The sequence below is a fragment of the Parageobacillus sp. NEAU-HV-2 genome (genome assembly GCF_059115485.1).
Window position 1 is genome coordinate 239271 of record NZ_JBXUJJ010000001.1, and the last position, 13761, is coordinate 253031.

The 13761-nt window shown below is 45.3% G+C and carries 15 protein-coding genes; 8 read left to right on the forward strand and 7 right to left on the reverse strand.

Features of this window, described 5'->3' with window-relative positions:
• Window positions 1–25 precede the first annotated feature (25 nt).
• From cls to pepF, 3 genes are all read left to right on the forward strand, one after another.
• A complete protein-coding gene (gene cls / locus AC1WMD_RS01335) occupies window positions 26–1534 on the forward strand; it encodes a cardiolipin synthase (protein WP_043903807.1) in 1509 nt (502 codons plus the stop codon).
• 108 nt (window positions 1535–1642) lie between these two features.
• Window positions 1643–2890: a competence protein CoiA gene (locus AC1WMD_RS01340; protein WP_494255804.1), complete on the forward strand. Its 1248-nt coding sequence runs from the start codon at window positions 1643–1645 to the stop codon at window positions 2888–2890.
• An 82-nt stretch (window positions 2891–2972) separates the two neighbouring features.
• Entirely contained in the window at window positions 2973–4787 is a 1815-nt protein-coding gene (pepF, locus tag AC1WMD_RS01345; RefSeq protein WP_494255805.1) for an oligoendopeptidase F, read from the forward strand.
• Window positions 4788–4809: 22 nt separating this feature from the next.
• Here pepF and AC1WMD_RS01350 read toward each other — a convergent pair whose 3' ends face one another.
• The 5 genes from AC1WMD_RS01350 to AC1WMD_RS01370 all read right to left on the reverse strand — a co-directional run bounded on the left by AC1WMD_RS01350 (window position 4810) and on the right by AC1WMD_RS01370 (window position 7868).
• The gene (locus AC1WMD_RS01350; RefSeq protein ID WP_043903810.1) at window positions 4810–5007 is read right to left on the reverse strand and encodes a hypothetical protein; all 198 of its coding nucleotides are present in this window, start codon (window positions 5005–5007) and stop codon (window positions 4810–4812) included.
• A gap of 247 nt (window positions 5008–5254) precedes the next feature.
• Window positions 5255–6148 (reverse strand): ClpXP adapter protein SpxH, encoded by an 894-nt coding sequence (gene spxH, locus AC1WMD_RS01355; protein ID WP_494255806.1) that lies wholly within the window; start codon window positions 6146–6148, stop codon window positions 5255–5257.
• A complete protein-coding gene (locus tag AC1WMD_RS01360) occupies window positions 6141–6554 on the reverse strand; it encodes a globin domain-containing protein (RefSeq protein ID WP_043903812.1) in 414 nt (137 codons plus the stop codon). The genes spxH and AC1WMD_RS01360 overlap by 8 nt, the downstream gene beginning before the upstream one ends.
• 139 nt (window positions 6555–6693) lie before the next feature.
• Window positions 6694–7278, reverse strand: coding sequence for a lytic transglycosylase domain-containing protein (locus AC1WMD_RS01365; protein ID WP_494255807.1), 585 nt, complete (start codon window positions 7276–7278; stop codon window positions 6694–6696).
• A gap of 2 nt (window positions 7279–7280) precedes the next feature.
• Window positions 7281–7868, reverse strand: coding sequence for a CYTH domain-containing protein (locus AC1WMD_RS01370; protein WP_494255808.1), 588 nt, complete (start codon window positions 7866–7868; stop codon window positions 7281–7283).
• 130 nt (window positions 7869–7998) lie between these two features.
• Between AC1WMD_RS01370 and AC1WMD_RS01375 the strand changes: the two genes are divergently transcribed.
• Genes AC1WMD_RS01375 through AC1WMD_RS01390 form a run of 4 tightly spaced genes read left to right on the forward strand, consistent with a single transcriptional unit; the run spans window position 7999 to window position 10767 of the window.
• Window positions 7999–8373, forward strand: a complete 375-nt coding sequence (locus AC1WMD_RS01375) for a UPF0738 family protein (protein WP_043903815.1) — start codon at window positions 7999–8001, stop codon at window positions 8371–8373.
• Window positions 8374–8390: 17 nt separating this feature from the next.
• A complete protein-coding gene (yjbM, locus tag AC1WMD_RS01380; RefSeq protein ID WP_166911402.1) occupies window positions 8391–9029 on the forward strand; it encodes a GTP diphosphokinase in 639 nt (212 codons plus the stop codon).
• The gene (locus tag AC1WMD_RS01385; RefSeq protein ID WP_043903817.1) at window positions 9026–9841 is read left to right on the forward strand and encodes an NAD kinase; all 816 of its coding nucleotides are present in this window, start codon (window positions 9026–9028) and stop codon (window positions 9839–9841) included. The genes yjbM and AC1WMD_RS01385 overlap by 4 nt, the downstream gene beginning before the upstream one ends.
• A 29-nt stretch (window positions 9842–9870) precedes the next feature.
• On the forward strand, window positions 9871–10767 hold the full coding sequence (locus tag AC1WMD_RS01390) for an RluA family pseudouridine synthase (protein WP_494255965.1): 897 nt from the start codon (window positions 9871–9873) through the stop codon (window positions 10765–10767).
• 17 nt (window positions 10768–10784) lie between these two features.
• Here AC1WMD_RS01390 and prpE read toward each other — a convergent pair whose 3' ends face one another.
• The gene (gene prpE, locus AC1WMD_RS01395) at window positions 10785–11522 is read right to left on the reverse strand and encodes a bis(5'-nucleosyl)-tetraphosphatase PrpE (protein WP_494255809.1); all 738 of its coding nucleotides are present in this window, start codon (window positions 11520–11522) and stop codon (window positions 10785–10787) included.
• 61 nt (window positions 11523–11583) lie between these two features.
• On the reverse strand, window positions 11584–12756 hold the full coding sequence (locus AC1WMD_RS01400) for an FtsW/RodA/SpoVE family cell cycle protein (RefSeq protein WP_494255810.1): 1173 nt from the start codon (window positions 12754–12756) through the stop codon (window positions 11584–11586).
• Window positions 12757–12928: 172 nt separating this feature from the next.
• On the opposite strand from AC1WMD_RS01400, the gene fabI reads away from it, so the two are divergent.
• Window positions 12929–13705 carry an enoyl-ACP reductase FabI gene (gene fabI / locus AC1WMD_RS01405; RefSeq protein WP_494255811.1) on the forward strand — a complete coding sequence of 259 codons (777 nt, stop codon included), beginning with the start codon at window positions 12929–12931 and terminating at the stop codon, window positions 13703–13705.
• The last annotated feature ends 56 nt before the right edge of the window (window positions 13706–13761 follow it).

A 13761-nucleotide genomic window follows, 5' to 3' on the forward strand; every position in this document is an offset into this window, starting at 1 on the left:
CAGAAAATAGGTAAGGTGAACTTTGTTGAGAAATGCGTTAAGAGTCATTATCTTTGCTTTGTTTGTAGCCGCTTTTTTATTTTTGGCCAATGATTATTGGGAAGGGAAGCTACTTGGTATTCTTAGTGTACTCATTTCTTTTTCGGTCGTTTTTATTGCGTTTGTTATTTCTTTGGAAAATCGGAAACCTGCCCATACGATTACGTGGTTAATCGTATTAGGAAGCTTTCCTTTGCTTGGTTTTTTGTTTTATTTAATGTTTGGAAGAAATTATTGGCAACAACGGCGTTTTAAAAAGAAAGCTGAGTTCGATGAAGAGATGTTTTTGCAATTTCAAGAGCAACGTCAAATGAATATGGAGCAAATGCCAATTGCGGAGCATCAGCGTCCGTTGCTTCAACTTGCTCATCAAATTGGCCAAAACCCTGTTTCCCTTGCGACGGAAACAAGGGTATTAACAAATGGACAAGAAACGTTTTCAACTATTTTTGAAGAGCTTGAAAAAGCGGCACATCATGTTCATCTTGAATATTACATTGTCCGCCATGATGAAGTGGGACAAAGATTAAAAGCCACTTTAATAAACAAAGCGAAACAGGGGGTACGCATCCGATTTCTTTATGATGCCGTTGGCAGCTGGAAATTGTCGAAAGCCTATATTCAAGAGTTGCGTGATGCGGGAGTAGAAATGATTCCTTTTTCGCCGGTTCGTCTTCCATTTTTAAATAATAAAATCAATTTTCGCAACCATCGGAAAATTATCGTTATTGACGGGACGATTGGTTTTGTCGGCGGTTTAAACATCGGTGATGAATATTTAGGCAAAGACAAATATTTTGGTTTTTGGCGTGATACACATTTATGGATTCGCGGAGAAGCGGTGAGGACGCTGCAGCTCATTTTTTTGCAAGATTGGTATTATATGACAGGTGAAAAATTATTTACTCCAGAGTATTTATCTCCTCAACTAGTTCATTATGAAGGGCAGGGGGGAGTGCAACTAATCGCCGGGGGGCCGGATCAAAAATGGGAGGTTATCAAGCACTTATATTTTGCGATGATTACGTCAGCACAACGGTCGATTTGGATTGCCTCCCCGTACTTTGTCCCTGATGAGGACATTTTAACAGCGTTGAAGGTTGCTGCTTTAAGCGGCATCGATGTTCGCATTTTAGCGCCAAAGCGGCCGGATAAAAAGATTGTTTTTTATGCGTCCAGATCTTATTTTCCGGAGTTACTGGAAGCTGGTGTAAAAATTTATGAATATGAGAAAGGATTTTTGCACAGCAAAGTAATGATCGTTGATGGCGAGCTGGCGTCCATTGGCACGGCGAATATGGATATGCGCAGCTTTCATCTGAATTTTGAGGTCAATGCGTTTTTATACCATACCGATAGTACGAACAAGCTTGCCGCTGATTTTATGGAAGATTTAAGCGATGCCAATGAAATCGATTATGAAGCATTCCAGCGGCGTCCATTATCGATTCGCGTCGTTGAATCGATATCACGGCTGTTGTCACCTTTGTTGTAAACATGCGCCCGGGCGATGCCCCGGCATTTTTTATTTCGGCGATAGGAAAAACCGCCGCTTTTGTTGAAATGTTCACTATACCCTTAATGATGAAAGGATGTGACCGCTTTGCTTATTGCCATGCTGCAAAACGGGGAAATGGTTTCGTTGGCAGGAAGGTGGACAAAAGAAAGACTGATTCTGTTAAAAAGAGAAACGTTCTTTTGCCCCGCGTGTAGGCAGGAAGTGGTATTAAAGCTCGGCAATCACCGCATTCCGCATTTTGCCCATAAAAAAGGTACCGCTTGTCCGTACGAACATGAACCAGAGTCCACCCGTCATGTAACAGGAAAATTGGATTTATTTGAATGGCTTAAGCGCCAAGGCATACCGGCCAAATTGGAGCCATATTTGCCGTCGGTACAGCAGCGGCCGGATATTTTACTTCAGTATCGCCATCATGCCTATGCTTTGGAATATCAATGTTCTGCGATTAGTGAACCGCTGTTTCAAAAACGCAACGACGCTTATCGCCTAGCAGGAATTCGCCCAATTTGGATCCTCGGCGCCCACCATTTGCGTTGCCAGTCCAATATGCCCCACCATGTTGCAATCCCCCGCTTTCAATGGATGTTTGCCCATCATTTTCCGTTTGTTCCCCGTCCGCTTCTTTTTTACTACTGTCCGCACACAAAACGGCTTACCCGCCTCGTTCGCCTTATTCCGCTATCCGTTCGCCGCGCATTTGCCATTCCGCTCGTTTTCCCGTTACATTCGCTTTCGTTCTCCGATTTGCTTTTTTCTTCTGCTGCTTCGCTGCCCCCGTCATTTTGGGACGAGTGGCTTCATCATAAAAAGCAATGGCGGCTTACGTTTACTTTATATCCAAATAAAACAACAAGGCTGATTTGCGCCGATTTTTACCGCTTTGGCATCATCCCTTCTCTTTTTCCCACGGAAGCAGGCTGGCCGCTTCACCATGGCTATTTGTTGGAAGCTCCGCCGTTTATTTGGCAAACGTACGTGCTGATTCCATTGCTGCGGTCGGAAGGGCGCACTGTCCCGCTTTATTCTATTTACCGTTTCATCGAGGAAAGAATACGGACTGGCCGAATTGCGCTCCGCGTGCTGCCGCTTGCCACAGGACAGCGCTATACACAGGCGGTTTATGAGTATTTGCAATTGCTCACAAAGCTGGGCTATATCGAGTGGGAAAACCGCCGTGCGCTTCGTTTCATCAAACCGCTTACGTTTCCGGCAACTATGGATGAAGTGATCAAACAAGACAAGCAGATGGCCGAACAAATAAAAATGACACCGTCACTTCGCGATTATGTACGGGAGCTGGAGCTGGGCAAAAACGGCAACTGGTCGTAAACATTTATTTTGTTAAAACAGGAAATGATAGTAAAAAAGCGAATATGATGTATGATATAATTTTCCAAAGGAGGTTGACAAAATGGAAGCGAAGCAAACGAAAAAATCGCTGCCGTTACGCAGCGAAATTCCTGTTGAGGAAACTTGGCGTTTAGAGGATATTTTCCCGACGGATGAAGCGTGGGAGCAGGAATTTCAAGAAGTGAAAAAAATGATTCCGAAATTAGCGGAGTATCAAGGCCGATTGGGAGAGTCGGCGGATGTGCTGTACGAAGCGCTTCAATACCAAGACGAAGTGTCGATGCGCCTTGGCAAGCTGTATACATATGCACATATGCGCTACGACCAAGATACGACAAACGCTTTTTACCAAGGGCTCAACGACCGGGCGACAAGCCTTTACAGCGAAGCTTCGAGCACAATGGCGTTTATCGTTCCGGAAATTTTAGCGATCGATGAGGCGAAATTGCGTTCGTTTTTAGAAGAGAAACAAGAATTAAAACTGTATGAACACGCGTTAGACGAAATTAACCGCCAGCGTCCGCACGTGCTGTCAGCAGAGGAAGAGGCGCTGCTTGCTCAGGCAGCAGAGGTGATGCAATCATCCTCGTCTACTTTTAGCATGCTGAATAATGCTGATTTAACGTTCCCGACGATTATTGACGAAAATGGCGAAGAAGTGGAAGTAACGCACGGACGCTTTATCCGCTTTTTGGAAAGCACGGACCGCCGCGTGCGCCGCGATGCGTTTAAAGCGGTGTACGATACGTATGAAAAATATAAAAATACGTTTGCCAGCACGCTCGCCGGCACGGTGAAAAAAGATAACTTTTTCGCGCGCGTCCGCCGCTACAAATCGGCACGGGAAGCGGCATTAAGCGGCAACAACATTCCGGAAAGTGTCTACGATAATTTGATTGAAACGGTCCACGAGCATTTGCCGCTGTTGCACCGTTATGTGCGCCTGCGCAAAAAAGTGCTTGGACTTGATGAGCTTCATATGTATGATCTGTACACGCCGCTTGTCCAAGACGTAAAAATGGAAGTCACGTATGAAGAAGCGAAAGAATATATGCTAAAAGCACTTGCTCCTCTTGGTGAAGAATACATCAGCATTGTGAAAGAAGGACTGGAAAACCGCTGGGTCGATGTGCGCGAAAATAAAGGAAAACGGAGCGGGGCTTATTCGTCAGGGGCATATGGCACCCATCCGTATATTTTGCTAAATTGGCAAGATAACGTGAATAATTTATTTACGTTAGTCCATGAATTCGGCCATTCTGTTCATAGCTATTACACGCGGAAAACGCAGCCATATCCGTATGCGAACTATTCGATTTTTGTCGCCGAAGTTGCATCGACATGCAATGAAGCGCTGTTAAATGACTATTTATTAAAAACGATGGATGAGGAGAAAAAGCGGCTCTATTTGCTGAACCATTATTTAGAAGGATTCCGCGGCACGGTCTTTCGCCAAACGATGTTTGCCGAGTTTGAACATATGATTCATATAAAGGCGCAGGAAGGGGAGGCGCTGACCGCTGATTCATTGACTTCGCTCTATTATGAATTAAATAAAAAATATTTTGGCGAGGACATTGTCGTTGATCAGGAAATTGGCTTAGAGTGGGCGCGCATTCCGCATTTTTATTACAATTATTATGTATATCAATATGCCACAGGTTTCAGCGCTGCGACAGCATTAAGCAAACAAATACTTGAAGAAGGCGAGCCGGCGGTGAAGCGCTATATTGAGTTTTTGAAGGCGGGAAGCTCTGACTATCCGATTGAGGTGCTGAAAAAAGCCGGGGTAGATATGACGAGCGCGGAACCGATTCGTCAAGCATGCCAAGTGTTTGCGGAGAAACTGGAGGAAATGGAAAAGCTGTTATCATAACTCGTTAAAAACGAATGTGGCGTCAAAGCCACATTCGTTTTTGATAAAACCCTTTAAATTGGTTGCGGCTGTTCCAAGTAGCGACAAAGCCGAAAATCGTAAAAAATAAAAGCGGCATCGTAATAAACATTGGAATAAGATGCATGAGGCCAAACAAATTAAGGCAAAATGCCATCAACATGGCGAACCCCCAAAGAAACAGTGCCATTCGCTTTTTCATGTTTTTCCCTCCTTAGCGGATTTCACTTTCATTATATGAACGGCGCCAAGAAATACATGCGTATTTATGACAATAATGTGAACAAAAGCACAAATCGGTTGTCAAACCTTGCTGTGATTTGTTAAGATAATATCGTGAACGAAATCACAAAACCTGATACCCCTTTGTTTGACCGTGAAAAATTTCTCCCATCCCCTTTGTTGTCTTGACAAAAAGAAAAAGCCCGGCATCCGGCCGGGCTTTTTCTTTATTTTTCATCACAAATATAGCGCCAAAACGTTCCGTGTTTTACCGGTACTTTTTTGACTTTTTGTTTCAGCTGCAGCTTTTTCATTTCCTTTTCGGCCTCATGGACAGTCATATTATAAACAACGGCAATCTCTTTCGTGGCGACGAATTTGAAATGGCTTAAAAATGACTCGAGCGGGGGAGGAGGGGACGGTTCTGGATGGAAGCCAAGCATTTCATAAATAAGTTCGACGTAAATTTCATAAGGATAACATCCGGAAATTTTAATGCCTTCATCCTCAATGTTTTCGTTAAAAAAGACGAGCGTTGGAATTTCATGGACATCCATCTCTGACGTAATTTTTAAGTCGCACTGAAACGCTTTTGCCGCGCTTGACGACTGTAAATCGCGAACGAATTCATCGATATCCAGTCCAACGTGTGCGGCACAATCAATTAACACAGAGATGTCCGATACATTTTGTTTTTCCAAAAACAATACTTCCTGCAACTTGCGCAAAAAACGGATTCCTGCGCGTTTCCCCTGCAATTCTGCCGCTTTGATAGCGATCGATGGGGCAAACGGGCTAGAAATCGGATTTTCCAGCCATAGGCTTCCATCACATGACATTCCCGAACGACTCGCCGTCCGCTCCCACACTTTGGCGATTGTTTCCGGCTTCTGGCGCTTCCGTGTATTGAGCGTCGCCAATTTTCCGCCTAGGACATGTTTCAATGTAAAAAAGCGTCCGTATTCAATCACCAGCTTTTTAATAATTGGTTCAAGCCCCCAGCATTCTGGACATAAAGGATCGATGAACAAATAAATCTCTAACGGTTTTTTCTCGTTGCTGCGCGGCTGGGAAGCACACCACCACTCCGGTGCCGGCTTCCCAGCTAACTTGTCATTCAAGGGAATGCTCCTTTCTCTCCAAATTGTCTGGGGTATTGATCATATGATGGGCCGTTAGCACGAGACGATGATAAAATTGCTCTCGTGCGGGGCCGGACAGGCCGATTTCATCCATTGCCGCGCGCATGCAGGAAAGCCATGCCTCAGCCCGGGTTGGCGTAATTTCAAACGGCATATGACGTGCCCGCAGCATTGGGTGTCCGTGCTCTTGCGTATAAAGGGGCGGCCCGCCTAAATATTGCGTTAAAAATTGCTTTTGCTTTCGCGCTGTTTCCGTTAAATCTTCTGGGAAGATGGGGCTTAAATCAGGATGTTTGGCAACGCGTTTATAAAAAGCTTCCACAAGCCTCGCAATCGTTTCTTCCCCACCGATCGCCTCGTAAAGTGTTTGCCATTGTTCAGCCATCGTTGAATGCTCCTTTGTGCGTAAAGTATGGTGTACAGTGATTTTACTGCTATTTTAGCAATGAAGTGTATTTATCTCAAACAAAGTGACTTGAAAAAAAGAAACAATTATTTCATAAAATGGATTACATGCAAACGCGTTAAGAGTAGTATGTGCGAAGTATTTTCTCTACATATGTTCTTGTTTCGGCAAACGGCGGAATTCCCCCGTAGCGGTCGACGTTCCCCGGACCGGCGTTGTATGCGGCAAGGGCAAGCGCGACATTGCCGTTATAGCGGTCTAATAGCTTACGCAAATATTTTGCGCCGCCTTCAATGTTTTGCACCGGATCGAATGGGTTATCGACCCCAAGCATCTTTGCGGTGCTCGGCATCAGCTGCATAAGGCCAATGGCACCTGCATGGCTGCGTGCGTTTGGATTAAAATTCGATTCGTGGCGAATAACGGCGCGAATCAGCTGCGCGTCCAAGCCATATTTTTCGGCAGCTTGGGCGATCAGTGTATCGATATCGTTATGTTTAAAGCTCGATGCCACTTCATGGCTGGCTGGCGCAGCCGTAGCTGTACCTTGATTTTCAGAGGCTTGCGGCACCTGCGCTATGTATTGCTGTAATAGCTGCGTAAACAACCATGGCTGATTTTGCTCCGGTGCGGTTGGGCGTTGGGTGGAGAAATTTTGCAACGCCTGAAGCTCTAATAGCAATTTGATGGTAGGAACGGTCATCGTTACTCCTCCGTTTGATATTTTTTTGCATAGAAGCGCTGAATTTTATTTGGCGCTGGCCGGATCGGAATGTGCAGCGAACGAAGCAGCTGTAAAAATTGCTGTTTTCCAGTTTCTGCATCTTCCGTTTCATATTCCAACTCGTAATCCTCTGTATGTAGGTAATAATTGCGATCAAGAAACAGCGTTCCGCCTTTGTACGTCCATTGAGCGCGATCGGTCGTTAACGTGCCGAAATGGCGGAGCGTTGCGGGCGGCACGCCGATCTCCTGAAGAATGGCTGCTACTTTGCCTTGAACAACGGCCGTGCCGTTTAAAAGGGCGTTTGCCTCTTCTTTCGTAAGCTGTTGATGTGTCTCAAGCAGCACTCCTTCTGCTTTCGTCTGTTTTAATGTTAATGTGTAACTGCCGTTTTTGACACGGATGCGCAAGGCTGCCAGCTTGTCCTTTAACGTGAATTGCGGCGTATCGAAATAATGATTTTCCTGGCGTTCAAAAGCGTGGTCATCAATGTGAAACAATTCGCGGATTTGCGTAAATTCCGTTTTGGTTAATAAATTTTTAAATTCGATTTCGATTTCTTGACGCATCGTTTCTCTCCTCTATCCATCCGTTTCAATTTTATTATCGGATGTTTATCATTGAATATCAATTATTTATTGCGCATAGGGTGATTATGGTAAAATAAAAAAGGATTGTTGATGTGGAAGGAGATTTAGCATGCATAAAAAATTAGTGGTCGAAAAAGTGGAAAGAAAAGATAGACAATTATATCTCATTAACGATCATCCCCCATTTTCGCTTAAAGAGGCGAGGCCCAAAGATCATATGCTTGTGGATTCCGATCATCTTTCGTTTATTTATATATTGGAAACGGACGAAGATTTTATTTACGTCGCGATTCCATATGAGTTTTGGAGCGATGTGAAACAAGCATTGGCAGAAGAGGCTGCCGTTGTGCTAAAAAGCGGAGAACTGGAACTGGAATTAACAAGCTTTAAGGAAGAGTTAACTTATTTGATCGAAAATATTGACGGCAACGCTAATTATGGCGAGCAAATGGAGCAGGCAGTAAAAGAAATTTTTCTTACATAACATTGGTAGGTGGTACGATGGTCAAACATTGGGATTTATTTTTGGCACCGTATAAGCAGGCAGTCGAAGAGTTAAAGGTAAAGCTCAAGGGGATGCGCGCCCAGTTTGAAATGTTGGGGGTGCATTCGCCGATCGAGTTTGTCACTGGCAGAGTCAAGCCAGTCGCCAGCATTTTGGATAAAGCGCAAAAGAAAAACATTCCGCTTGATAAATTAGAAGAACAAATGCAAGATATTGCCGGGCTGCGGATGATGTGCCAATTTGTCGATGATATTAAGACAGTAGTAGAGTTGCTGCGGAAACGAAACGACTTTGAAATCGTTGAGGAGCGGGATTACGTTACACAGAAAAAGGAAAGCGGCTATCGTTCCTATCATGTCGTCATCCGCTATCCTGTGCAGACGATACATGGTGAGAAGAAAATTTTGGCGGAAATTCAAATCCGCACCCTTGCCATGAATTTTTGGGCGACGATTGAACATTCATTAAATTACAAATACAGCGGCCGTTTTCCTGAAGATATTAAAGCAAGACTGCAACGCGCCGCTGAAGCAGCCTATCGTTTAGATGAAGAAATGTCGAAAATTCGTTTTGAAATTCAGGAAGCGCAAGCCGCTTTTTCACGAAAACAGGAAGCAAAAGGAGAACAATTATGAGAGGAACACAAGCGCCGCTGAAATTTGCAATCACCTCAAAAGGGGATGAAACATCCAACGCGTTGACACAAAAGATCAAAACGTATCTATTGGATTTTGATTTACAGTACGATGAGGATACTCCTGATCTTGTCATTTCCGTTGGCGGCGACGGGACGCTATTGTATGCGTTCCATCGTTATTGCCGACGCTTGGATAAAACGGCATTTGTTGGCGTGCATACGGGTCATTTAGGCTTTTATGCCGACTGGGTGCCGGAGGAAATTGAAAAGCTCGTGATCGCTATTGCGAAAACGCCGTATCAAGTCGTCGAATATCCGTTGTTGGAAGTGATTATTCGCTACATAAACGGGGGACGGGAGGCAAAATATCTTGCTTTAAATGAATGCACGGTAAAGAGTGTCAGCGGTACGCTTGTCATTGATGTAGAAATTCGCGGCGATCTATTTGAAACGTTCCGCGGCGATGGGTTATGCATCTCTACGCCAACAGGAAGCACGGCCTATAACAAGGCGCTGGGCGGCGCGATTTTGCATCCGTCGCTTGAAGCCATCCAAGTTACCGAGATGGCGTCGATTAACAACCGTGTATTCCGGACGATCGGATCGCCGCTTATCCTCCCTGCCCATCATACATGTATGTTAAAGCCGGTAAATGATGTCGATTTTCAAATTACGATTGACCATCTATCGCTTTTGCATAAAGATGTGAAATCGATCCAATGCCGCGTCGCAGATGAAAAAATCCGGTTTGCCCGTTTCCGGCCGTTTCCGTTTTGGAAGCGGGTGCGTGATTCCTTTATTGCGGATTGACAAATAAAAATAAAGGCAGGTAGACAATGTTGTCGCAGTTTACGCTCACTTGGGTGATTACAAAACAAGAGGAAGGCAAGCTTGTCCGCGAGTTTTTAAAAGAAAACGGCATTTCGAAAACGGCATTGACCGATATTAAATTTCATGGCGGAGCTATTTATGTCAATGATCAGCCGGTGACGGTCCGCTACCGCCTTAGCGAAGGGGAGACGCTGCGGGTCGTATTTCCTCCGGAACTTCCCAGCGAAGGAATGGCACCGGAGGCGATTCCGTTGGATATCGTATATGAGGATGAGTATGTATTGGTGGTCAACAAGCCGCCGTGGATGGCGACGATTCCCTCGCGCCAGCACCCTGGGGGGACGCTAGCCAACGCCTTGCTTTATCATTATCAAGAGCAGCAGCTAGCGTCGACGATTCACGTTGTCACCAGGCTTGACCGCGATACTTCCGGGCTTGTGCTGATCGCCAAGCACCGCCATATTCATCATCTTTTGTCCACTTTGCAAAAACAAGGCAAAGTGACAAGGCATTATGAAGCGATTTGTCACGGACGCGTCGGCAAGGACGAAGGGACCATTGATGCGCCCATCGCCCGCAAAAACGACAGCATTATTGCGCGGGAAGTTCGCGAAGACGGCCAGCGTGCCGTTACTCACTTTCGTGTGCTGCAGCGGTTTCCTGACTATACGCACTTGTCACTGCGGCTAGAGACAGGGCGCACTCACCAAATTCGCGTTCATTTGGCGCATATTGGCCATCCGCTCGCCGGGGATGAGTTGTATGGCGGAAGCCGGGAAGCGATCAGCCGCCAAGCGTTGCATAGCAAAGAGCTTTCGTTTTTTCATCCGTTGGAGAAACAGCAATATACGTTTTCCTGTCCGCTTCCGGATGATATGAAGCGGTTAATCGAGCGGATCCGATAATAGGGGACAGGCTCGTGCTAATCAAACGTTCTGAATTTTTCCGGAACATATGGTAAAGAAGATGGAACCGAGACCGTTTCCATTTCTGGATAGCGAAAAGCGGTCAACGCGCCGCCAAATACGCAGCCGGTGTCGATGTTGATCGTATGATTGATGATTCTAGGCTGTTTTACGGGAGTATGGCCGTATACAATCCATGCTTCTCCTTTGTAATGTTTCGCCCAGTCCCGTCTCACGGGCGTTCCGTCTGGATTCGTTTCCCCGGTAATATCACCATAAAGCACGAACGTTTGCACTTTTTTGTCGGTTCGCCCAATGTAGTCTTGACGGATTCCGGCATGGGCGATAATCAGGCGGCCGTTGTCAAGCTGGGCATATAGCGGCGCTGTTTCATACAGCTTCATAAATTTTTTGCGAATCATCGCCTGCTCGCCGGGCGGCAGCGCGCGATACTCCGCCACCGTTGTTTCAAGACCGTGGGCAATTTGCACGTTTCTTCCTAAAAAAAAGCGGTATAGTTTATTGCAATGATTGCCAGGAACGTAATATGCCAGATTTTTTCTAACAAGAGAATAGACGGTTTCTATCGTTCGCAATGATTGTGGGCCGCGGTCGGTTAAATCGCCGACAAAGCCGAGCTTTCGTCCATCGGGATGAACAGGAATGCCGCTATTCCATTGATAGCCAAGCTGTTTTGTAAGCATGACAAACTCGCTATAACATCCATGAATATCGCCAATAATATCGATTTGCATGAGGTTGTTCTCCTTTCTCAATGATTAGTATAAAGTAAAAAGCCGCTGATCATGCGGCTTTTTACTCCTCAGTGGAAAACATAAATTTTTTCGTGCGCGAATGAACATTGAGCACAAGGCCGATTGCCAGCATATAAGTGGCGAGCGAACTTCCCCCATAGCTAATGAAAGGAAGCGGAAGGCCGGTAATCGGCAACAGGCCGATCGTCATGCCGACGTTTTGAAATACTTGGAACGTAATCATGCCGATGACGCCGGCGCATAGGTAGCTTCCATATAAGTCGTTGCTTTCTAGCGCAATATGAACCATGCGGTAAACAAGCAGGAAAAAGAGAGAGATGACAATGCTCGCGCCAATAAATCCGAACTGCTCGGCGATGATGCCGAAAATAAAGTCGGTATGTGCTTCCGGGAGGTATACTTGAATGTTGCCAAATCCTTTTCCATACAATTCTCCTGATCCGATCGCAAGCAGGGAACGAATAAGCTGGAACCCTTGTTCATTCGAATATTCGTACGGGGCAAGCCAACCGTAGAAGCGGTTTAATTGATATTCCTCCAAAATATATTTATGGAAAAAATCAGGGAATTGAAAGAAAATAAATACAAGAATTGCCGCAGTCGCCACCCCGGAAAAGATGATGCCAAAAATAATGCGCCAGCGGATGCCGGAAACGAGCACAAGCGAGCCGGTAATTGCGACAAACACCATCGACATTCCTAAGTCTGGCTGTTTCATCAGCAAAATAAGCGGCGGAAAAACAGTTAAGGCGATTTTGCCAAGGAGCCTAAAGTCATCTTTCACGGTCGGTTCTGGATATTTCTCGCGATGATTGACGATAATGCGGCTAAGGACGATAATCATAAAAATTTTCATCAATTCCGATGGCTGAAAGTTTCCACCTGGAAGAGCATACCAGCATGTTGCCCCTTTAAGGGTGACTGCTCCGGGAACGTGCAATGCGAGCCCAAGCAACAGCAACATGCCAAATCCATATAAATACCAAGCGATTTGAAAAAAACGGTCATAGTCGATAATCATCGTTAAGGCGATCACAACGGCGCCAATTCCATACCACTGCAATTGCTTATAGGCGAAATTGACATTCTGCAATTTTTCCGGCAAGGTAGCCTCTGCACTATGAATTGCGATCGCGCTGACGATAGCCATTAAAAACAAAATAAACAACAAATTATAATCCAGTTTGGACTGTGATAAGCGATCTCGTTCCATATGATGATCCTCTCCGTCATAATAAAAACGTGCCATATATCATATTAACGAATTACGATATTTTTGCAAAGGGGTTTGCCTCATTTACTTTCCTAGTAACTTATCATATAATAAAGTTAACACTAGGTACTAATAACAAATATTAATTGTAATGGATATAGGAGGATGACGAATGAATTTATCGTTAAAGGGACGTACATATGTCGTGATGGGAGTGGCGAATAAACGCAGCATCGCCTGGGGAATCGCAAGATCTTTGCATGCGGCGGGGGCGCGCCTTGTTTTTACGTACGCCGGAGAGCGTTTTGAAAAAGAGGTGCGCGCGCTTGTCGATACGCTCGAAGACGAAAGCACCCTTCTGCTGCCGTGCGATGTGACAAAAGATGAGGAAATTGTTCAATGCTTTAAGCAAATTAAAGAACAAGTCGGCGTCATTCACGGCGTGGCCCATTGTATTGCCTATGCAAACAAAGAAGACTTAAATGGAGAGTATATGAAAGTGAGCCGCGAAGGCTTTTTGCTTGCCCATAATATTAGTGCTTATTCATTAACTGCGGTTGCCAGGGAAGCAAAAGAGCTGATGACGGAAGGTGGAAGCATTGTTACGCTGACATATCTTGGCGGCGAGCGCGTCGTCCAAAATTATAACATTATGGGAGTGGCAAAAGCGGCGCTCGATGCGAGCGTGAAATATTTAGCCAACGATTTAGGAAAATACGGCATCCGCGTCAATGCCATCTCTGCCGGACCGATTCGCACATTATCGGCAAAAGGGGTCAGCGATTTTAATTCGATCTTAAAACAAATCGAAGAACGCGCCCCGCTTCGCCGCACGACGACGCAAGAAGAAGTCGGCGATACAGCGTTGTTCTTATTTAGCGACCTGTCGCGCGGCATTACGGGCGAAATTATTCACGTTGATTCTGGATACCATATTTTAGGATATTAATGCAAAAGCGAAATTAGATATTGATTAAACAATCAGCGATACTTGCCGTAATATAT